This window comes from Paenibacillus sp. FSL K6-2859 (genome assembly GCF_038008265.1).
In the GTDB taxonomy this organism is placed as follows: Bacteria; Bacillota; Bacilli; order Paenibacillales; family Paenibacillaceae; genus Paenibacillus_AQ; species Paenibacillus_AQ nitricinens.
Genome location: NZ_JBBOYU010000001.1, coordinates 1910943 through 1932128 on the forward strand (window position 1 = coordinate 1910943; position 21186 = coordinate 1932128).

Annotated in this window: 18 protein-coding genes; 17 read left to right on the top strand and 1 reads right to left on the bottom strand. The window is 43.5% G+C overall.

The genetic code is table 11. From position 1 onward, the window contains the following. Window positions 1-60 precede the first annotated feature (60 nt). The 14 genes from MHB64_RS08320 (at window position 61) to glnA (ending at window position 16412) form a co-directional block, all read left to right on the top strand. Window positions 61-903, top strand: coding sequence for an SPFH domain-containing protein (locus MHB64_RS08320; RefSeq protein WP_094870523.1), 843 nt, complete (start codon window positions 61-63; stop codon window positions 901-903). Between the two features lie 11 nt (window positions 904-914). Then, window positions 915-1085, top strand: coding sequence for a toxin-antitoxin system HicB family antitoxin (locus MHB64_RS08325; RefSeq protein WP_042125648.1), 171 nt, complete (start codon window positions 915-917; stop codon window positions 1083-1085). 498 nt (window positions 1086-1583) lie between these two features. Next, window positions 1584-3521, top strand: a complete 1938-nt coding sequence (thrS, locus tag MHB64_RS08330; RefSeq protein ID WP_094876498.1) for a threonine--tRNA ligase — start codon at window positions 1584-1586, stop codon at window positions 3519-3521. A 136-nt stretch (window positions 3522-3657) separates the two neighbouring features. Further along, complete coding sequence (locus MHB64_RS08335; protein ID WP_341134139.1) at window positions 3658-4503, top strand: 3D domain-containing protein; 846 nt, start codon at window positions 3658-3660, stop codon at window positions 4501-4503. Window positions 4504-4679: 176 nt separating this feature from the next. Then, the gene (locus MHB64_RS08340; RefSeq protein ID WP_156113077.1) at window positions 4680-4823 is read left to right on the top strand and encodes a hypothetical protein; all 144 of its coding nucleotides are present in this window, start codon (window positions 4680-4682) and stop codon (window positions 4821-4823) included. A gap of 238 nt (window positions 4824-5061) precedes the next feature. Further along, on the top strand, window positions 5062-6144 hold the full coding sequence (gene liaF / locus MHB64_RS08345; RefSeq protein ID WP_094870522.1) for a cell wall-active antibiotics response protein LiaF: 1083 nt from the start codon (window positions 5062-5064) through the stop codon (window positions 6142-6144). Beyond that, on the top strand, window positions 6145-7221 hold the full coding sequence (locus MHB64_RS08350) for a HAMP domain-containing sensor histidine kinase (protein ID WP_094870521.1): 1077 nt from the start codon (window positions 6145-6147) through the stop codon (window positions 7219-7221). A gap of 3 nt (window positions 7222-7224) precedes the next feature. After that, the gene (locus MHB64_RS08355) at window positions 7225-7878 is read left to right on the top strand and encodes a response regulator (RefSeq protein ID WP_042186223.1); all 654 of its coding nucleotides are present in this window, start codon (window positions 7225-7227) and stop codon (window positions 7876-7878) included. Window positions 7879-8457: 579 nt separating this feature from the next. After that, window positions 8458-10128 carry a S1C family serine protease gene (locus MHB64_RS08360; protein WP_094870520.1) on the top strand — a complete coding sequence of 557 codons (1671 nt, stop codon included), beginning with the start codon at window positions 8458-8460 and terminating at the stop codon, window positions 10126-10128. 102 nt (window positions 10129-10230) lie between these two features. After that, complete coding sequence (locus MHB64_RS08365) at window positions 10231-10920, top strand: response regulator transcription factor (RefSeq protein WP_094870519.1); 690 nt, start codon at window positions 10231-10233, stop codon at window positions 10918-10920. 1 nt (window position 10921) lies between these two features. Continuing rightward, window positions 10922-12376, top strand: a complete 1455-nt coding sequence (locus tag MHB64_RS08370) for a sensor histidine kinase (protein WP_094876478.1) — start codon at window positions 10922-10924, stop codon at window positions 12374-12376. Window positions 12377-12436: 60 nt separating this feature from the next. Further along, window positions 12437-13393 carry a 4-hydroxy-3-methylbut-2-enyl diphosphate reductase gene (locus MHB64_RS08375; protein WP_094870517.1) on the top strand — a complete coding sequence of 319 codons (957 nt, stop codon included), beginning with the start codon at window positions 12437-12439 and terminating at the stop codon, window positions 13391-13393. A gap of 264 nt (window positions 13394-13657) precedes the next feature. Continuing rightward, window positions 13658-14704: a 3-deoxy-7-phosphoheptulonate synthase gene (gene aroF, locus MHB64_RS08380; protein ID WP_094870516.1), complete on the top strand. Its 1047-nt coding sequence runs from the start codon at window positions 13658-13660 to the stop codon at window positions 14702-14704. A gap of 283 nt (window positions 14705-14987) precedes the next feature. Continuing rightward, a complete protein-coding gene (gene glnA, locus MHB64_RS08385; RefSeq protein WP_060624822.1) occupies window positions 14988-16412 on the top strand; it encodes a type I glutamate--ammonia ligase in 1425 nt (474 codons plus the stop codon). Window positions 16413-16550: 138 nt separating this feature from the next. Here glnA and MHB64_RS08390 read toward each other — a convergent pair whose 3' ends face one another. Next, the gene (locus MHB64_RS08390; protein WP_094876475.1) at window positions 16551-17585 is read right to left on the bottom strand and encodes a LacI family DNA-binding transcriptional regulator; all 1035 of its coding nucleotides are present in this window, start codon (window positions 17583-17585) and stop codon (window positions 16551-16553) included. Between the two features lie 376 nt (window positions 17586-17961). Between MHB64_RS08390 and MHB64_RS08395 the strand changes: the two genes are divergently transcribed. The 3 genes from MHB64_RS08395 to MHB64_RS08405 all read left to right on the top strand — a co-directional run bounded on the left by MHB64_RS08395 (window position 17962) and on the right by MHB64_RS08405 (window position 21180). Continuing rightward, window positions 17962-19329 carry an ABC transporter substrate-binding protein gene (locus MHB64_RS08395; RefSeq protein ID WP_094876474.1) on the top strand — a complete coding sequence of 456 codons (1368 nt, stop codon included), beginning with the start codon at window positions 17962-17964 and terminating at the stop codon, window positions 19327-19329. Window positions 19330-19450: 121 nt separating this feature from the next. After that, on the top strand, window positions 19451-20344 hold the full coding sequence (locus MHB64_RS08400; protein ID WP_042186236.1) for a carbohydrate ABC transporter permease: 894 nt from the start codon (window positions 19451-19453) through the stop codon (window positions 20342-20344). Continuing rightward, on the top strand, window positions 20344-21180 hold the full coding sequence (locus MHB64_RS08405; RefSeq protein ID WP_094870513.1) for a carbohydrate ABC transporter permease: 837 nt from the start codon (window positions 20344-20346) through the stop codon (window positions 21178-21180). The genes MHB64_RS08400 and MHB64_RS08405 overlap by 1 nt, the downstream gene beginning before the upstream one ends. The last annotated feature ends 6 nt before the right edge of the window (window positions 21181-21186 follow it).

Below are 21186 nucleotides of genomic sequence, written 5' to 3' on the forward strand. Positions count from 1 at the left end.
TTATTATCCAAAAGTGATATCATAATCATATCAAAAGAATATCTTATGGGGGTGCTTTTTATGAAGGAGAAAACGCTTCGTCCTATCAGCGGATTTTGGGTTATTGCATTGATTGCAGTTTGTTTGGGGGGTGGAATTTACGGTGCTGTTCAGGAGTATGTCGCAGTATCGGTCATTCTATTCGTTGTAGCGGTAGTGTTAAGTACAAGTATTACGGTTGTACAACCTAATAAGTCAGTTGTAGTTACCTTTTTTGGTAAATATATTGGGACTATCGCAACGAGTGGATTGTTTGCAGTCATTCCGTTCAGCGTTCGTAAGACGGTTTCCCTACGCGTTCGTAACTTTAACAGTGTGAAGCTTAAGGTCAATGATGTCGAAGGTAATCCGATTGAAATTGCTGCAGTAATCGTCTTCAAGGTGATTAACTCCGCTAAAGCCCTCTTTGATGTAGATAAATACATGGCTTTCGTAGAGATTCAGAGTGAAACGGCGCTGCGTCATGTAGCCAGCAAATACCCTTATGATAACTTCAATGAATCTGGGATGTCCCTGCGTGCCAATGCAGATGAAATTGCTAAAGAGTTAGCGACTGAGCTTCAAGAGCGCTTGTCCTTATCTGGCGTAGAAGTCATTGAAGCCCGGCTTACACATTTGGCTTATTCAACAGAAATCGCCAGCACCATGTTGCAGCGGCAGCAAGCTTCTGCCATTCTATCTGCTCGTCAAATTATTGTTGAAGGTGCAGTTGGCATGGTCGATATGGCAATTAAACAGCTTAAAGAGAGTGGTGTAGTGGAGCTTGATGAAGAACGTAAAGCGGCCATGATCAATAATCTGATGGTGGCGATCGTGTCGGAGCGCGGAGCGAGTCCGGTCATTAACGCCGGCTCGTTGTATTAAGGCGGTGCATCATGGCGGCCAAGAAAAGCTTTCCATTGCGGATCGATCCGGATCTGCATGAGGCGTTGGAACGTTGGGCGGGAGAGGAATTTCGCAGTGTAAACGGACATATCGAATACTTGCTGCGTGAGTCTTTGAAACGTGCAGGCCGCTTACCTGAAAGGAAACGCCGAGAAGAGTAGCCTGTTAAGGACAGTTCTAGCGCAGTTGCCTGGATGTAGAACTGTCTGTGTAGGTGACTGTTTCTGCGGTTTACAAAATTTTGCCCCCTCTACAGACTTGACTGTCAGAGAGGACAGATTTATAATTACTCCATAATTCACGTTAACAGCTTTGACAAAGATATGAATGGATTGTTCTGGACCGTATCAGAGAGAGGGAACATGGGCTGTAATTTCCTCCGGTATCCTACTATCGATTTACCCCTTTGTAGCTGCGGTTATGAATTCCCTGAAATGGGATAGTAAGAACCGCCGGTTCATGGTCGTTATTCCATGCTTACGAAGGATTCTGACTCGATTCTGCTTTAAGAGCGGATTGAGAGAATCGAATTTGGGTGGAACCACGGGTGCAATCGCTCGTCCCTTTGCGGGACGGGCGTTTTTTGTATGCGTGGATATTTCCGTTTCGAAAAATTTAAAATTGTTGTTTGGCTTAAGGAAATGAAGGAGGAAATTAAAATGGTAAGTATTAAACTTCCGGACGGCTCTGTTCGGGAATACGCAGAAGGTAGTAATATTGATGATGTGGCGGCTTCTATTAGTAGTGGACTTCGCAAGAATGCGGTGGCAGGGAAATTGAATGGTATTGTCGTGGATCTGTCCACTCCGCTTGAGGAAGGCGCTTTGATAGAAATCGTAACTTTGGATTCACCTGAAGGCTTGGAAGTTATGCGTCACAGTACTGCCCACTTGATGGCACAAGCTGTAAGACGTTTGTATGGAACAAAGGAAGTTAAGCTTGGTGTAGGTCCAGTTATCGAAGATGGCTTCTACTACGATATGGATTTGGAACATCCGCTTAATCCTGAGGATCTGCTAAAGATTGAAAAAGAAATGGATCGCATTATCTCTGAGAACCTTCCAATTGTACGTAAGGAAGTTAGCCGTAAGGAAGCGCTCCAAATATTCGGTGAGCTAGGTGATCCTTACAAACTTGAACTAATCGAAGCATTGCCTGAAGATAGTGTAATTTCGATCTATGAACAAGGCGAATTCTTCGACTTGTGCCGTGGACCACACTTACCGTCAACTTCTAAGATCAAAGTCTTTAAATTGATGAATGTAGCTGGTGCTTACTGGCGCGGCGATAGCAAGAATAAAATGCTTCAGCGCGTATACGGGACAGCTTGGATCAAAAAAGCACAGCTCGATGAGCATCTTCGTCTACTTGAAGAAGCGAAGAAACGCGACCACCGTAAGCTGGGTAAAGAGCTTGAAATCTTTACATTTAATCAATTGGTAGGTCAAGGCTTGCCGATCTGGCTGCCTAAGGGTGCTAAACTGCGCAGTATTTTGGAACGTTACATTGTGGATTTGGAAGCAAGTCTAGGATACCAGCATGTATATACTCCGGTTCTCGGTAATGTTGAACTATATAAAACTTCTGGACACTGGGAGCACTATCAAGAGGACATGTTCCCTAAAATGACAATTGATAATGAAGAGTTTGTTCTTCGTCCAATGAACTGCCCGCATCACATGATGATTTATAAGAGCTCGATGCACAGCTACCGTGATCTGCCGATCCGTATTGCTGAGCTTGGTATCCAGCACCGTTATGAAATGTCAGGCGCATTGACTGGCTTACACCGTGTACGTTCGATGACTCTTAATGACTCCCATATTTTCTGCCGTCTGGACCAAATTAAAGGCGAGTTTATTCGTGTAATCGAGTTGATTAAACAGGTTTACAGTGACTTTGGTATTAATGACTACCGTTTCCGGTTGTCGTATCGTGATCCTAAGGATACTGAGAAATATTACGCGAATGACGAAATGTGGGAAACTGCACAGCGAATGCTGCGTGAAGTTGTAGAAGAAGCTGGTCTTCCATTCTACGAAGCAGAAGGCGAAGCCGCCTTCTACGGTCCAAAGCTGGATGTTCAGATTAAGACTGTATTAGGCAAAGAAGAAACGCTCTCCACTGTACAGATCGACTTCTTGCTGCCTGAACGCTTTGAACTTGAATATATCGGCGACGATGGTCAGAAACACCGTCCAGTCGTTCTGCACCGTGGTATTTTAGGGACTATGGAGCGCTTTGTTGCTTTCTTGTTAGAGAACTTTGCGGGATCACTGCCGCTTTGGTTGTCTCCACAGCAAGTTAAAGTTATTCCAGTATCCACTGCCTTCGACGATTATGCTAAGGAAGTTACGGACAAGCTGCGCCGTCGTGGGATCTCTGCTGAGCCAGATCTGCGCAATGAGAAGCTGGGTTATAAGATCCGTGAAGCACAGCTCGAGAAGCTGCCATACATGTTCGTAGTCGGCGAGAATGAAATGAATGCTCAGACAGTTTCCATCCGCAAACGTGGGGAAGGCGATATTGGAGCTAAGCCGCTTCAAGAAGTCATTGAGCTGCTGTCTCAGGAAATTGCAGACCGTGTAATCTCCTAATGACTTGAAATCATTCACACTAAAAGCACGTTAATAATGACCTCTGTCATATGCCCATGAGGATCTGGAAATGGATCCTCATGTATAAAATTTTGTGAATCGGGAAACCTTCGCTAATAAGGGGGAGGTTTATCACATGAACAAAATGGGTATATTTCAGAGGTTTTGGTGTCTTTTCGTCACAATAGTCCTACTGCTGACTGCTGCGGGTATTATTCCTGAATCCAAGCATCAAGCGGTTGTGGCCAATGGGACAGAAGACACGTTACAGCACACAGATATTAGCAAATTTCCAACGAGCGAGTTGCAGCATACTCAGGCAAATGTTGTTTCTATGAGAACCAAAGAACAGCAAGCTATTCTCACCACTGGCCGTGCTACCTTGTTCTCAAATGAGCCGCATTCCAGTATACCAATCGTTCCTGCGACAACAAAAAATAAACCAGAAGCTACAAAGTCACCACAGAGCACTAAAGCTCCGATTACCAAAGGGAGTGGGGGCAAAGGCTCTTCAAAATCGCCGAATTCTGTTCCTGTAGCTGCACCAGCTCCTGATCAGATCATCACTTCAATGAAGGTGATGGCGACGGGTTATACTGCGGGTTATGAATCTACGGGTAAAACGTCTAAACATCCCGAATACGGAATCACCTATTCAGGTGTGAAAGTACGTAGAGATAAGAATACAGTCTCGACCATTGCTGCTGACCCTAAGGTAATCCCGTTAGGGAGTATACTTTATATACCAGGTTATGGATACGGCATCGTTGCTGATACAGGATCTGCCATTAAAGGGCGGAAGATTGATTTGTATTTTGCTACTACGAAGCAGGTATATAAGGAATGGGGCAAAAAATCAGTTGTAGTTCAGCTCATTAAGCGAGGAAACGGTACATGTACAGAAGTGATGCTGAAGAAGCTTACTCAGGCGATTGAGACCTATAATGCTGTACCGCAATCCCTGCTGGAAGAATCCATTTAAGATATAGCGGTTAAACTTCAATGAATTTGGTGGATTGAACTTAATTTCACTTGGTCATGCATAATAGTGACATCACCTTGCCATAATACGGACTGGGGCAGAGCATTAGCCTCATCCGAGATGTTCTCTTAGTAAGCATTATCTATGCTGCATAAGGGATAAGGGAGGTGAATTCCGTGGCTAATAATAAAAAATCTAAAGTTCAAGAAAATTACAAAACACCGAATGAAAAATACAATGCTGAGTTTGCTGTTGAAAATGACGGCGCTACTAAGCAAAGTGGAAATACTTCTAAACCAGCTCAGAAACCGCAACAATAATGCGCTTCTGAAGCAGAAGACTGTTGAATAAAGAGACTGTCCCAGATCAGTTTATAACTGAGGGACGGTCTCTTTTCATATTTATAGTACTATATAGAATAATATCCCAATCGTCTCCGTCTAGAGACTGAGTGGAAGTTCCTTCTCTCGCCGCTGTTTATGAGTGCTTCCTTCCTGTAGACTAAGGCTATAAGATTGAAGAAGAGAGCGTTCCACTAATTTAAAGGGGAAATGGAATATGAAAAGAAGGTTCACAAGTCAGATTTTTGGCGGCTTGATCCTGATAGGGATTGGAGCCATGTTTCTACTTAGACAATTGGGTTACACCGATTTTAGCTTAGGTTATTTGATCTCAAATTATTGGCCTGTTATTTTGATCCTCATGGGGATGAAGCAACTTCTGGGTACGGGCGACGAACATCAAAAAGGTGGATCTTCACCTATCGGCGGTTTATTCTTTCTGGCGATCGGAGTGTTCTTCCTCGGACGAAATTTGGACTGGTTCGATATCTCAGCCGGGGATTTTTTCAAAATGTTTATTCCAATCATGTTGATTGGCGGCGGTCTTTATGTAATTTTCAAACCACGAGGTTCAGGTTCTGTACCACCGGTGCCGCCGGCTCCACCATCACCACCTGATTACTTTCCTCCAGGAAAAAGCTCACTGGATGTAGAACCGCCAAAGCCGCTGGATTCCACATTAGATGAACAATTCGAGCAGAAATTCGGCAAACCTTCTGGTCAGCGAGACTGGAATATCAATCTTCAAAAAGATGAAGAAGACGACGAGGACGAAACGGGAGCTTATAAATCCACCGCAGAATCACGTTGGCAGGAGAAACAGGAGCGCCATGAGCGCAGACGTCAGGAACGTCATGAGCGTCACGCTAGAAGACATGGGGAATGGCATGAGGAGTTCCATGAGGTAAAGGGTAGCAAGGAGTCGACCAATCGCTCTGCTTTTATCGGGGATGTCCACATGGGGCGCGAGCATTTCCAACTGAAGAACACGAATGTCTCGCAGTTTATAGGTGATACTGTCTTGGATCTGACGAACGCACAAATTGCTTATGGCGAGACGAAGATTAATATTTCCGCTTTTATCGGCGATATCAAGGTGTACATTCCGAATGATATGGATCTTGGGATCTCAGTGAACAGCAGTTCTTTTATCGGTGATATGGAAGTACTGGATCAATCACGTAGTGGATTTATGAGCAGTGTGCAATGCAAAACACCTTATTATAAAGAAGCGGGCAAAAAAGTCCGCATTAACGTAAGTGCTTTTATAGGTGACATTAAAGTTAAAACGGTGGGTTAGATGGGAACAATCTTCAGTAATACCAAATGGTTGTTGTTGTTTTACTTTTTGCTCACTGGAGCCGTTAGCGCCGGGTTGATGTATGCAGGCACTTGCCTTGGGTATATCGAAGTAATGGATTATCGCATGTGGCTATATTTATGTCTTGGAATCGTGTTGTTCACTGTTGTAATCGGCTATATGGCAGGTCAGCGCATTCAGCGGCGGATTGATCATCTGGATCTAAATATGCTGCAGGTGGCAAAAGGGAATCTGTCCGTACGTATGCCAGAGAGTGATGACCAGTCTTTTGCGAGAGTATACCATGAATTTAATGTCATGATGGATACGGTTGAGAACAAGATGCAGCTTCTTCAGCGTTTGGGTGAACAAGAGGTTATTGAGAAGGAACAGGCAGCGGAGAGTGCGGTGTTGGAGGAAAGAAGGCGTATGGCCCGGGATTTGCACGATACGGTGAGCCAACAGCTTTTTGCCATCCATATGTCGGCTTCTTCGCTGCCTAAAGTGCTGAAGGTCAATGAAGCTCAAGGTCAATTAGTAATGGATCAGTTAATTGCCATGTCACAGATGGCACAAAAGCAGATGAGAGCGCTCATTGCACAGTTGCGACCGGTGGAGCTGGAAGGCAGGAATCTTTTCGAAGCACTGGAAAAATGGTTCCCTGATTATTGCCGCCAGAACGGCTTAAAAGGAATGAAGGAGCTTGAACTGCAAGGAGAATTGTCTGAGGCCATTGAACATCAGCTGTTTCTGATTATTCAGGAGGCGATGGCGAATATTGTGAAGCATGCTGAGGCTAGACTGGTGAGTCTATCGCTGCGTGAAGGGGCTAGACAGGTTGTTCTGAGTATTAGTGACGACGGTCAAGGCTTTGAACATATACAGCAAAAACAGGGTTCCTACGGTCTTACCACCATGCGCGAACGTGCGGAGAAACTGGGTGGACAAGTGGAGATCATTAGCCGTAAGGGTGCGGGAACGACCATACGCGTACATATCCCTAAGTTTGTACAAGGGAATGCTGAGTCAGAGAGAACAAGAGCATTAGGAACAGATACAGAGGACGAGGAGGAATAGAGCATGAGTGTCATAAGAGTGTTGCTCGTAGATGATCACGATATGGTACGGATGGGTCTTAAAACATATCTGATGCTGGAGCCGACGTTTGAGGTTATAGGTGAAGCAGCGAATGGACAAGAAGCGCTGGAGATGCTGCGTGCTGGTGGACATGAAGGCTTGCCTGATCTCGTACTAATGGATCTGATGATGCCTGTGATGAATGGTGTGGAGACTACTCGTGCAGTGCTGTCAGAATTTCCTGGTCTCAAAATCGTTATCTTGACCAGCTTCCTAGAGGATGATCTCGTCGTGGATGCTATCGAAGCTGGAGCAGTCAGCTATGTGCTCAAAACCGTGTCAGCAGAGGAGCTGATCTATGCACTGCAAGGCGCATTCCGTGGTATGCCAGTCATGACTGGTGATGTATCGCAAGCATTGACGCGTGGCATACGCCAGCGTACCGTACAAGGCGATTCCTCCGGTTTGACGGAGCGTGAGAAAGAAGTCCTGCTGCTCATTGCTGAGGGGAAGACCAATAAGGACATCGGCGAGGAACTACATATCAGCATCAAGACAGTGAAGACGCATGTCAGCAACCTGCTGATGAAATGCGAGCTGGATGATCGAACCCAGTTGGCAATTTATGCTCATCGAAAGGGTTGGGCTCAGGGGTAGGGATTGGTGTTTAAGATGATTTGGAGTAGTTTATGGGACTTAAAAGTAAGTTATAGGGAAAACTTCCCTTTAGACTTGAGTTTTACGCTTGTATACAGGATTATAGGGAAATCCTCCGTATAAATTTCTTGTTTTTCTCATAAATAACTATAATGCTGAGAATTATAGGGAGGTATTCCCTTTAAATCTTGATTTCTTATGATTTTTGGTTAATTATAGGGAGTTTTTCCCTATAACTATTGATCGTTGTTTGTTCTTTGTTCATGGACTTCGTTCAAGGACGTCGTTCTAGGGTTTTGTTCTAGGTTGTATGTTGGAAGTTCGGGCCGCGTTGTTTTCCGCGCCCGAGCTTCTTTTTTACTTCCCAGCTTAGGGAATAGGTATCAGAGCGGTGTAGCCTGAAACCCAGTCCCGCCCAACAGCGGTGTGTCTTCTGATACCTAATCCCGTCTATTCGCCTATATCTTTTATCTCCGCTTAAATTGTTTTTAATGTGACCTTAAGGTTTAAAGTACAAAATAAGAAACAAGAAAACAAATTAATCCTTGTCGGGCGACAGGATGCAGGAGGTAAATAAACATGGACGATAACAAAAACAACTTTAATCGTGACAATGGACCAGCACCAGATCGGGATTGGGACAATAATAACCATAATAGCAATAATAATCAGTCATCCGAATCCGGATCATCATACTACTATTCTTATGGACCATTTAAATCATTGAACAAAGATGAAAGTAACGTTGACGGAAGTGCTCAGCATTACAACCGGATGGAGCCGGAGCGGGTCGAGATTACACCTCCACAGCCTGTAAAACAACTTCCATATAACAGTTCATATCGCAGTACAGGCTTCGATGGTAATGGTGGTGGAAGAGGTGGAAACGGCGGAGGCGGTTCTGAAGGTGGCGGTGGCTGGCAGTTTAATAAAAAACCAAAAAGCTCAATGAAAACAATATTTGTTTCCTTCTTAGCGGGTATGGTCGTTCTCTCAGGTTCTATGTTCATGGCAGATCGAGGCAACTGGTTCACAGGAGATGCAGCTTCAACCATTGCGAGCTCAGAATCGAATGGAACGGCGAAGACGACGAATGAGAGTGCTAGTACTACACCTAATACTACAACTACATCATTGGTGAAAGGATCTCGTGATGTGACTGGCGTAGTGGATGCGGTTGGACCAGCAGTCGTCAAAATTGAGACGCTAGTGAAGTCCGGTTCACGTAATGGAAGTTCATCCAGTCCGAATTTGAGTGATCCGTTTTCTCAATTCTTTTTCGGAGATCAATATGGCAGCAATGGTTCTTCACAAAATGAGCAGGACTCGAAGTCAGGTTCAAACTCCTCATCGCAGCTTATCCCTTATGGAATTGGAACAGGCTTCATTTATGAGAAATCTGGATATATTTTGACGAATCAGCATGTCATTGAAAATGCCGATGTCATCCAAGTTACAGTGGATGGGGTGACGAAACCATACGAAGCGAAATTGCTAGGTTCCAGCAAAGATCTGGATTTGGCCGTTCTGAAGATTGAAGGAGACAGTGATTTCCCTACAGTTGCCCTGGGAGATTCGGATAGTCTGAAAGTAGGTTCAGAAGTGGTTGCTATCGGTAACCCACAAGGCTTCGACCATACAGTAACCTCTGGTGTTCTTAGTGCAAAAGGACGCAGCATCGATATTAATGAAGAAGATGGTAGTGGAACACGCAACTACAAGAACTTGCTGCAAACTGACGCTTCTATTAACCCAGGTAACTCTGGTGGTCCGCTGCTTAATATGAATGGACAGGTAATTGGTATGAACGTAGCCGTTAGTACGGATTCCCAAGGGATTGGTTTTGCTATCGCTGTGAACACGATAAAAGAAGTCGTAGATAAACTGGAAGCGAACCAAGCGATTCCAAAAGAACCCGTTCCATTTATTGGTGCAACACTTATGACGATTACGGATGAAGTTGCTAAGCAAATGGGCACAGATATTAAAGAAGGATCTGTCGTTGCAGATATTATCTTTAAATCACCAGCGTATGCCGCTGATTTGCGCCCTTACGATATCATTACAGGTGCAAATGGAACGCAATATGCAACAAACCAAGATCTGATCGCTTTCATTCAAACGTTAAAAGTCGGTGACAAAGTAACGCTGAATGTGGTGCGTGATGGTAAAAAGCTGGATCTTTCCGTTACAATCGGCAACAAAAATGATTTTGATACAACGACTACTGGGCAAAGTCAGCAACGATAACACCGGACGGTGAATCACGCGGAAGGGGCAACCCTTCCGTTTTTGTCTAATCATGGTATGACTGCTACAATATAAATAAACAGAAACAATGGGGGCTGCTTGATGCGACCGAATATTCTAATCATTGATGATGATGAAAAAATTATTTCCATGCTTCGCCGAGGACTAGCTTTTGAAGGTTACGATGTAAAGACTGCGGTGAATGGAGCGGATGGGTTACGAGCAATCCTGAGCAGTGATCCGGATGTGGTGATTCTGGATGTTATGATGCCTCAGGTGGATGGATTTGAAGTCTGTCGTCGTTTGCGTGAAGGAGGCAGTAATGTGCCTGTTCTAATGCTTACAGCCAAGGATGAAATTGAGCATCGTGTGAAAGGGCTTGATCTGGGTGCGGACGATTATCTAGTTAAACCATTTGCGCTGGAAGAATTACTTGCACGTGTACGAGCATTACTACGACGTAAGAGTGAACAAAATGGCGGCAGTGAGCAAGCGGTTACTTATGAGGATATTACCTTAGATGTAGATTCACGGGAGGTTACACGCGCCGGTAAAAGACTGGAACTGACAGCGAAGGAATTTGAGCTGCTGCATCTCTTTATGCAGAATCCGAAACGGGTGCTTTCGCGGGATCTGATTATGGATAAAATATGGGGTTATGATTATAGCGGTGAATCAAATGTACTTGAGGTATACATAGCTATGCTACGTCAAAAGACGGAGGAGCATGGCGGTAAACGCCTCATTCAAACGATCCGGGGTGCCGGTTACATTCTAAGAGGTGACAACTAACATGTCTATAAGATTGCGGCTGACTGCTTGGTATTCAGGGATTTTGGCCGTTATGCTGCTGGCCTTATCAGCCGCAATTTACGGTTTTGTCTATTTTAATACGTATGGGGACTTGAAGGATCGACTAAGAGTGCAAGCTGAACAGACGAAACCCTTGTTTAGTATTGATCGCTACAATGGTGAGTTGAAGCTTGGAGGAGTCAGACGTCCTGAAAATTCCAATATGTATACACAGATTTATACTTATGGTAGCAAAAGCTTATCACAGTCGACAAACATGATTAATTTTGGCCTACAGTTTGATTATCCTGCTCAAGATAAGGTTGTACAGGGATATCGTAATGTTGTTGTAGACGGCAATCAGTTTTTGATCTACGAAATGCCTATTTCTTTAGAAATAGAGAATTTTAATAATAATCCAGTTGCTGTATTACAAGTCGCTGCTTATGTGGGTGAGCAGAGTAAGCTCTTGGAGCGTTTGAAAAATATATTGCTCGTCGGTTCTTTTGCTACCTTGATCGCGGCATTTACCTTTGGTTTATTCCTGGCCCGTAAAGCGATGAGTCCCATTGGAAAAGTAATTGAAGCTGCGAATGGGATTCAGACGGGAAATGACCTAAGCTCCCGTATTGAATATGATGGACCTCCAGACGAAATAGGAAGACTTATTGAGACCGTTAACAGTATGCTTGGGCGTATGGAAGGATTCTACACAGAGCTTGAGGATTCGTATGCGGCTCAGCGTCGTTTCGTATCGGATGCTTCACATGAGCTGCGGACTCCGCTCACAACCATTCGCGGGAATATCGATCTGCTGCAAAAAGTATGGGAGATGGAGCCGGGTGAAGGGAAGATGAGCGAGGCTGAAATTCGCCAGCTCTCCATGGAATCGGTGAAGGATATCGCGGACGAGTCTAAGCGGATGAGCCGACTGGTAGCGGATATGCTCTCTCTTGCGCGTGCTGATACAGGGCGAACCTTCGAGATAGAACCCGTGGCATTGGAACCAATGATGACTGAGATTGCTCGTCGGGCGTCTTTCCTGCCTCGGCAAGCGGAGTGGGTTACTGGAGATATGTCTGCTTTAAATGGGAAATATGTTGTTGGGAATAAAGATTATTTACAACAAATGTTGTTTATTTTCATCGACAATGCTTTTAAATACACACCTTCTGGCGAGGTGAGTTTAGATACGATTTTCTATCAGAACCAGGTTGGTATTCGGATCACCGATACGGGTATAGGTATGGATAAAGATGAGGTTCCATATATTTTCGACCGTTTCTATCGTGCAGATGAATCACGTGGAATTACAGAAGGGATTGGGCTTGGTTTATCCATTGCGAAGTGGATTATTGACGAACATGGTGGGTCTGTGGAAGTTGTTACTCGTCAGGGTGAGGGAACTACTTTTGTGATCTGGCTTCCGCTTCTCTTTGCTCCGCCGCTGGAATAGGGTATAATTTAAAGTGTGTCCTATTACAGAAGTCAACGAAAGCAGAAAGTTGGTGAAGTCATGGAAGTCATTAAAATTTCTCCCCGGGGATACTGTTACGGAGTCGTCGATGCAATGGTAATGGCAAGGCAGGCTGCGCAAAATCTCGATCTTCCCCGGCCGATTTATATACTGGGCATGATTGTTCATAATAGTCATGTCACAAATTCGTTCGAAGACGATGGCATTATTACCTTAGACGGTCATAATCGTCTGGATATTCTAGATCAAGTAGACAGTGGGACTGTTATATTCACTGCTCACGGGGTTTCACCTGAGGTGCGTAAGATGGCAAGGGATAAAGGATTGACTACGGTTGATGCGACCTGTCCTGATGTCACCAAGACCCATGATCTTATTCAGGAAAAAGTAGATGATGGCTATGAGGTCATTTATATCGGCAAGAAAGGCCATCCGGAACCGGAAGGTGCTGTTGGTATTGCTCCTGAGCATGTGCATCTGATTGAAAAAGAAGATGAGATCGCCACATTATCCATCCCTTCTTCACGGATTGTTATTACGAATCAGACTACTATGAGCCAGTGGGATATTAAACATATCATGAAAAAGCTCCTAGAGACCTTCCCGGGTGCCGAAGTGCATAATGAGATATGTATGGCTACTCAGGTGCGTCAAGAGGCTGTAGCGGAGCAGGCGGGCCAGTGTGATCTATTGATTGTCGTTGGTGATCCGCGAAGTAACAATTCTAATCGTCTGGCACAGGTGTCGGAAGAAATTGCTGGAGTTCCTGCTCATCGGATTTCTGATGTGTCTGAACTGAACACAGACTGGCTGAAGGGTGTGAATATTGTGGGTGTTACTTCTGGTGCATCTACACCTACCCCAATTACCAAAGAAGTTATTCATTATTTGGAGCAGTATGATTCCGAGAATCCTGAGACATGGGAGATCAAACGTACTGTAAATATGGCGAAGCTACTTCCTCCGGTTAAGAAAAAGAGTGCAAGTACATCATAATCGCTGTAAGCGAACTTATATATTTGAATTGTGACAAGAGCGCGTAACCTCGTCTATCGAGGTTACGCGCTCTTTTTATATGAAGCAAGCGGTTTCATCTTATTAATCAGGAAAGAGGATTGACGGTAAAGGATTTTTAGAGTAAAATCGCTTTATCGGTTAAAAGCATAAAAGCTTAAAAGCTTAAAAGCGAACACGCGTCGTAGTGTGAGTGTATTTAGCGGAATTATTATAAATTTTAAGTGTAGAGAGGAAGTTATTAAAATGATCGTCATTACATCCAATCAAACGCCAGAAGAGCAGGTTAAAGATATTATCGCAGTTATCGAAAGAGAGGGCTTGCAGGTACATCTCTCCAAGGGTGCAGATCACACCGTTATCGGTTTAGTAGGAAGTGTCACCCCTAAGCTTGCAGAGCATTTGCGGCAAATGAAGGGTGTGGAGAACGTCGTGAAAATCTCCAAGTCCTACAAGCTAGCTAGCCGTGATTTCCACCCAGAGGATACGATTATCGATATCAAGGGTGTTAAGATCGGTGGCGAGAATCTGGTAATCATGGGCGGGCCTTGTGCTGTGGAGTCACCAGAGCAGATTGATGAGATCGCTCGTCTAGTTAAAGCTTCAGGTGCTCAGGTACTGCGTGGAGGCGCGTTTAAGCCCCGTACAGGTCCTTACAGCTTCCAAGGTGTAGGTGTAGAAGGATTGACGATGATGGCTGAAGCAGGAAAGCGTCATGGCCTGTTAACCATTACAGAGGTTATGACACCAGAGTATGTGGATATTTGTGCAGAACATGCGGATATCCTCCAGGTAGGTACACGGAACATGCAGAACTTTGATTTGCTGCGCAAGCTGGGTACTTGCGGAAGACCTGTCCTTTTGAAACGTGGCTTCAGTGCAACTTATGATGAGTTGCTCAATGCAGCGGAGTACATTTTGGCCGGCGGAAATAAGGATGTAATGCTCTGTGAGCGTGGTATTCGTACATTTGAGACTTATACACGTAATACACTGGATCTATCGGCTATTCCGGTTCTACAAAGCTTAAGCCACCTTCCGGTAATCTCTGACCCCAGTCATGGCACTGGACGTCGTGAATTAGTTGAACCTATGGCCAAAGCATCGGTTGCTGCTGGTGCGAATGGTCTAATCATCGAAATGCACACAGATCCGGACAATTCCATGACAGGTGACGGTGTTCAATCGTTATTCCCTGAACAGTTCGATAATCTGCTTAAGGATCTAGAAAGGCTTGCTCCAATTGTTGGACGTAAGTTTTCAACTTCGCCAGAAACAGTTTCGGCGCTATAATATGTAAGCATATCGCTACCTTGGAAGCCCTCTAAACCCGCGCTATAACGGGATAGTTGGGCTTTTTTTCTATTGGATAAGTTAGAAATGTTATGAATATTAACGAAAATAATGGATTTCACGAAAGCGTTAGAATATCTTACATTGCTGAAAGAAATACCTGACATAAGCATTGACGATGTTAGGTATGAGATTTATAATGACGACAGCAAATAAAAATGAAACAAGAACATTTGCATACTGTGAGGGGCTTAATGTTCGGAACTTGGGGGAGGAAAAATTCATGTCGGTTGAAAAAGTGTTGCAAACAATTAAAGAAAACAATATCGAGTGGGTAGATTTTCGATTCGTAGATTTAGGTGGCCGTGCTCACCACATTTCTCTGCCTGCTTCTGAAGTGGAAGATGAAACTTTTGTAAATGGGGTAGCATTCGACGGTTCTTCCATCAAAGGATTCCGTGGTATTGAAGAATCAGACATGGTTATGATGCCTGATCCGAACAGTGTGTTCATTGATCCGTTTACAGCTCATCCAACGCTGAACGTAATGTGCGACATTTTCACTCCTGATGGTGAACGCTATGAGCGCGATCCTCGCGGTATTGCTGTGAAAGCTGAAGAATTCCTGCAGAAGAGCGGAGTTGGAACATCGGCATTCTTCGCACCTGAGTCTGAATTTTTTATCTTTGATGATGTTCGTTACGAGAGCGGTATGAACAGTTCCTCATTCTTCGTCGATTCTGAAGAAGCGGCTTGGAATACGGGTCGTAAAGAAGAGGGAGGCAACCTGGCATTTAAAGTTGGCGTTAAAGGTGGATATGTACCTGTAGCACCTGTGGATTCCCAACAGGATATCCGCAGTGAAATGTGCCGTCTGCTTGCTGAAGTTGGACTACGCATTGAGCGTCATCACCACGAAGTAGCCACTGCAGGTCAAGCGGAAATTAACTTCCGTTTTGATACCTTGAAGAAAACTGCTGATAATCTCATGACTTATAAATATATTGTACAAAACACTGCACGTCAGTACGGAAAAGTAGCGACTTTCATGCCAAAACCACTGTTCGGTGATAATGGTAGCGGAATGCACGTACACCAATCCATCTTTGATGGAGACACTCCTTTGTTCTACGAAAAAGGCGCCTATGCTAACTTGAGTGAAATGGCTCTTCATTATATTGGTGGTATTTTGTACCATGCACCAGCTCTGATCGCTTTGACTAACCCAAGCACCAACTCCTTTAAACGTTTGGTTCCTGGTTACGAAGCACCGGTTAACTTGGTATACTCCAAAGGAAATCGTTCTGCAGCAGTTCGTATCCCGGTAGCAGCTGTGACACCAAAAGGCTGTCGTATCGAGTTCCGTACACCGGATTCCACGGCTAACCCTTACTTGGCATTCTCCGCCATGCTGATGGCAGGTCTGGATGGAATCAAGAACAAGATCAACCCACAAGAACTGGGTTACGGTCCTCTGGATAAGAACATCTATGAATTGTCCGATGCAGACAAAGAAAAGATCCGCAGCGTTCCAGGCAGCCTGGGCGAAGCGCTTGATTCTTTGGAAGCTGATTACGAGTTCCTTACTGAAGGCGACGTATTTACTAAGGACTTCATTGATAATTATATTGCTCTGAAACGTTCCGAGGCTCAAGAGGTTGCGATTCGTGTTCATCCACATGAATATTCTCTGTACTTCGACCTGTAAGATTGCTTAGATAAATAAAGCTTAAACGAATAAAGGTGTTCCGAAGCCATGGGAAGGGCTTAGGGACACCTTTTGTGTTGTTTAGGATATCTTTGGCCATTGATATGGCTACGGATATCCTCTTTTTTTGCTTCAGGGCTATACTAAACCCCGCTCAGGAGCGCCACAGGATTCTCTTATGATGAGCTCAGGCTCGACGCTGAAAGAGCTCGTGCCTGATTGATTGTTTATTAGATCATACAGCATTAACGCGGCTAGACGGCCGATTTTATCTTTATTTTGTTTAATCGTAGTTAAGAGTGGTGTTGTGTAATTGCAGGCTTCGATATCGTCACAGCCAATAATCGCGACGGTTCCAGGAACAGTAATAGCAGATTCCTTTAGGGCACGCATAGCTCCAATAGCTAACTGATCAGAAGCCGCGAATATCGCTCTGGGCAAGTTTCCATTTGAAATCATTCTACGCATGGTCTCATAACCGCTGGCTTCAAAGAAGTTGCTGCCGTTTAAGAACCAGCTTTCGTTGATCGGTAGTCCTAAATCTTCAAGTGCTTTGCGGAAACCACTTTCACGTATATTGGAGATTTCTGACTCAGAGGAGCTGCCGATATAACCAAGTTCTCGATAGCCTAATAAGTAAAAGTGTTCGACTACCTTGGTAGACAACTTAAAATTATCAGACATGATATAACCCGAATTGTCGCCTGACAGCTTTAAATCTACGCCGATGCATGGGATAGAACTATTATCCAATTCGCTGATGGAGGTTTCTAGCTCTTGTCCGGTAATAAGTAGGCAGCCATCTACATTAAAATGCAGACAACGGGCAAGATAATCATTAGTATCGCCACTTTGAAATTTTTCGTTAGAGAAAAAGATCAGGTCGTAACCTAATAGTCCCATTTGTTTTTTGAAGGAATTTAGGACTTCGATGAAAAAAGGGTGGGTAAAGTCAACGTTCAGCATTCCTGCAAAAATAACACCAATTAGATTCGATGATTTTGTAGCTAATGTTTTTGCTGAATTGGAGGGAGTATATCCGGTTTCCTTTATGATTTGTTGTACCCTAGTCTTGGTGTCTTCCGAAATATCGCTGTAGTTATTTATGATTTTAGATACTGTCGAAACAGAAACTCCAGCTATTTTCGCTATGTCTTTAATGTTATAGGCCAACTTTGGTCCTCCTTATAATGCGAAATACTCTATAATCTATGATAAAAGTATAGTTGAGTTAAGTTTTTTATGGATTTTCAAATATGAATTGCGAAACGTTTTCGTAAATGATTTTATAATTATATAGGTAGATAGTCAATGGGATCTTTGGTGTTCAAATAGAAATATCCTTGATTTAAAAGGGTTTTTGAGGATTTTAGTTCAAGAATTGTTCAAAGATAAAGAATAAAAAAAGTCTTTACAAAGATAAATAACGATGTAATAATAAAAACAACGAAACCGCTTTCTGTATTATAATCACTAAAGTTTCGTAATTTCAGGAATTAAGATGGTGTTTCGTTAAAAGGTCATACAAATCATCTGGGGGGTAACAAAAATGGTAAAGAAGCTTTCTGCGGTATTGTTGAGCTCAGCGCTAGTGCTCTCATTAGCAGCATGTGGAAGCGGCAACAACACAAATGATGAGGCTACTTCGGGCAACGGAACAAGCAAGCCCGCAAATGGTGAGAAAAAGGTTATTAAAATCTTGCACTGGAAACAAGAAAACATTAACAAGGTCATTACAGACATTAATAAGAAGTTTGAAGAAAAATATCCGGAATACAAGATTGAGTACACGACGACAGGTCCGGATGATGAATTTAAACAAGCACAAAGAGCAAGAATTACAGCTGGTGACGTAGACGTCCTTGCCGATTTGTCCGGTATGAGATTGTCTCCGAAAGATTGGACACCAGGTGCGAAAGTGCCAGACTGGCAACAATGGATTGATTCCGGTTTGATTGCTGATCTGAGCAACGAAGCTTTCGTTAAAAACTATAATGCGAATGATATTGCCAAAGCGGGTACTTACAACGATAAAGTGTATGCGATCCCAACCGGTAAAGTAGCGATGTCAGGTTTCTTCTATAATAAAGAAATTTTTGAACAGAACGGTTTGACTGTTCCAACAACATGGACAGAGTTCATCAGTGTTTTAGATACTTTGAAATCCAAGAGCATTGTACCAATCGTAGTGGCTGGTAAAGATGTATGGCCTTTGAAACTGCCAGTGTTCGGTTTGCAAGCTAAGATTCTAGGTGGCGGCGACCAACAAAAATGGATTGAAGGCGTTTGGAAAGGCACTTCGGCGTTCAACGATGCTGAGGCTGTAGAAGTATTGGATAAAATGAAGACCCTTCAAGATAACTACATCATCGATGGTTTCTTGGGTATTGACTATGCAACAGCACCTTCGTACTTCGCAACAGGTAAAGCAGCTATGATTGCTGACGGTACTTGGGATGCACCTACAATCGCTGCGGCAAATCCTGATGTGAAATTTGGATATTTCCCAATCCCAGCTACTGAAGATGCTGCTAAGAACTCATCTCTTGTCGGTAAGTACGATGTAACTTGGTATGCAGCAGAAAAAGGTCCGAACAAAGAAGGCGCTTTGAAATGGCTGGAATTCTTCTCTGAACCAGAAAATTACACGGAATATGTTAAGGCTGCCGGATTTGTACCCACACAAGATAACATCGCAACTGGCAGTGACTTCATTGATAACGAACTTGCCCAATACATGGCAGAAGACTTTGAACTTGCTTATGAAATCATTATGATTAACCGCGACAATGTAGGCGAGCACATTGCTGCTGAAGGTGTTCACACTGAATACCTGGCACCAGGCGGCGAATTCAAAACTGCTAAAGAACTTGCAGATGTACAACAAAAAGAATGGGAAGCAGCAGCTCCTAAATAAGCTGTTATTCCAATAAACAGACATCAACAACATACTGTGCACCATCATGTACTACAACATCGGGGTCTGTTCGTACAGACCCCGATCATTTTATTGAATTAGGATTGGGTAGGTGAGAGAAATGTATCCGTTCGGAAAAGGTATAAAAAGATATTTACCGCTTCTGCTGCTTATGATTCCATTATCGTTGTACGTTATTTTTTATTTTGGACCCTCTATGATGACGGTCATTTATTCATTTACAGATATTACTAACGTTCCAGGAAGCAAATTGAATTTCGTAGGCCTTGACAATTATTACAGTGTTTTTAACTCCGGAAATTCAGGCGAACGATGGGATTCCATTATACGAACAGTTTATTTCATGGTCATTGTTACAATCGTACAAAACGGTGTCGGTCTCCTTATGGCCGTAGTTATTAATCAGAAGCTGAAAGGCGATTATTTTTATCGCGCAGTTTTCTTTTTGCCGGTTGTGCTCGGTGTATCGGTAGTTGCACTGGTATGGGGCTTGATGTTCGATCCGCTAAGTGGTCCCGTAAATCAACTGTATGATTCATTGTTCGGATATAAAGATATGTTCTTTGGAAGCTTCACCCATGCGTTTGGTTATATTATATTTACGCAAATTTGGATGTACATGGGTTACTCCATGCTGATTTTCCTTGCAGGACTTCAATCCGTACCGAAAGATCTGTATGAAGCTGGATATATTGATGGAACCACGAAGTGGCAATCTTTTAAAAACATTACGTTCCCGCTTATTGCACCATCGTTCACCATTAATATTATTTTGTCCATTATCGGTGCGATGTCGACCTTTGATATTATTCTCGCAACTACGGACGGTCGCTTTAACACAAGAACGATGGCTTATGACGTGTATAAAGAGACGTTCCGTGGTTCTCTCCAGATGGGACTTCCATCCGCGCTTTCTGTGGTGCAGTTCCTTATGATTCTGGTCTTCGTTGTATTTGCAGTTAAACAAATGCGTAAGAGAGAGGTGGAGTATTAATGAAAGATTCCAAAACCGCCAAAACTCTCTCCTATATTCTGATTGCAGTATTGCTTGTTTTGTATATCATGCCACTATTGTTTGTAATAAACATTTCATTCAAGTCTTTTTCGGACTATTTGCTAGACCCGATCGGACTTGTGAAAAGTATTCAATGGGATAATTACAAGGAAGCTTGGTTAAAAGGTAATTTCTCTAATTATTTCATTAACAGTTTGCTGTACACTGTTGTAGCAACAGTGCTAACACTTATCGTTTCGTTATTCGGAGCTTTCCCGGTGGCGAGAAATTATGTGAAGTGGAGCGGTTTTATTTATTTGTTCTTCTTGATGTCACAGTTCTTGCCTAACCCTATGGTTGCACAGTTCAAATTGATGCTTACCATGAAACAAGAGCTTGGATTTGTGGGCTATGATACGAAGCTGGGTTATATTCTCCTAAAAACAGGAGGGACAGGGATCGTCTTCATGATGTTCGTAGGTTATATTAAAGGGATCAGCCGTGAGATGGATGAAGCTGCCGGTATGGATGGTGCTGGGTATATGCGGTATTTATTCCAGATCATTATGCCACTGATGAAACCTGTTATCGCAACAGGTGTTATCCTGACGGCGATTACGATTTGGAATGACTTTGTAGGTCCAATCATGTATTTGCCAAGTCCGGAACATTATCCAATTACCTTCGGGCTTAAAGAATTCCGCGGTCAATACGGAAACAACTGGCCTATGTTGGCGTGCGGTATCATGATCGTATCTGCACCCCTTATCGTCCTGTACACCTTCATTCAAAAGTATATCGTTGACGGTGCATTGGCAGGTGCGGTTAAAGCTTAAGTAGAT

Excerpts from the sequence above, each read along its gene's own strand:
- MHB64_RS08320 (WP_094870523.1), top strand. The coding sequence starts at position 61 with ATGAAGGAGAAAACGCTTCGTCCTATCAGCGGATTTTGGGTTATTGCA.
- MHB64_RS08325 (WP_042125648.1), top strand. The coding sequence starts at position 915 with ATGGCGGCCAAGAAAAGCTTTCCATTGCGGATCGATCCGGATCTGCAT.
- thrS (WP_094876498.1), top strand. The coding sequence starts at position 1,584 with ATGGTAAGTATTAAACTTCCGGACGGCTCTGTTCGGGAATACGCAGAA.
- MHB64_RS08335 (WP_341134139.1), top strand. The coding sequence starts at position 3,658 with ATGAACAAAATGGGTATATTTCAGAGGTTTTGGTGTCTTTTCGTCACA.
- liaF (WP_094870522.1), top strand. The coding sequence starts at position 5,062 with ATGAAAAGAAGGTTCACAAGTCAGATTTTTGGCGGCTTGATCCTGATA.
- MHB64_RS08350 (WP_094870521.1), top strand. The coding sequence starts at position 6,145 with ATGGGAACAATCTTCAGTAATACCAAATGGTTGTTGTTGTTTTACTTT.
- MHB64_RS08355 (WP_042186223.1), top strand. The coding sequence starts at position 7,225 with ATGAGTGTCATAAGAGTGTTGCTCGTAGATGATCACGATATGGTACGG.
- MHB64_RS08360 (WP_094870520.1), top strand. The coding sequence starts at position 8,458 with ATGGACGATAACAAAAACAACTTTAATCGTGACAATGGACCAGCACCA.
- MHB64_RS08365 (WP_094870519.1), top strand. The coding sequence starts at position 10,231 with ATGCGACCGAATATTCTAATCATTGATGATGATGAAAAAATTATTTCC.
- MHB64_RS08370 (WP_094876478.1), top strand. The coding sequence starts at position 10,922 with ATGTCTATAAGATTGCGGCTGACTGCTTGGTATTCAGGGATTTTGGCC.
- MHB64_RS08375 (WP_094870517.1), top strand. The coding sequence starts at position 12,437 with ATGGAAGTCATTAAAATTTCTCCCCGGGGATACTGTTACGGAGTCGTC.
- aroF (WP_094870516.1), top strand. The coding sequence starts at position 13,658 with ATGATCGTCATTACATCCAATCAAACGCCAGAAGAGCAGGTTAAAGAT.
- glnA (WP_060624822.1), top strand. The coding sequence starts at position 14,988 with ATGTCGGTTGAAAAAGTGTTGCAAACAATTAAAGAAAACAATATCGAG.
- MHB64_RS08395 (WP_094876474.1), top strand. The coding sequence starts at position 17,962 with ATGGTAAAGAAGCTTTCTGCGGTATTGTTGAGCTCAGCGCTAGTGCTC.
- MHB64_RS08400 (WP_042186236.1), top strand. The coding sequence starts at position 19,451 with ATGTATCCGTTCGGAAAAGGTATAAAAAGATATTTACCGCTTCTGCTG.
- MHB64_RS08405 (WP_094870513.1), top strand. The coding sequence starts at position 20,344 with ATGAAAGATTCCAAAACCGCCAAAACTCTCTCCTATATTCTGATTGCA.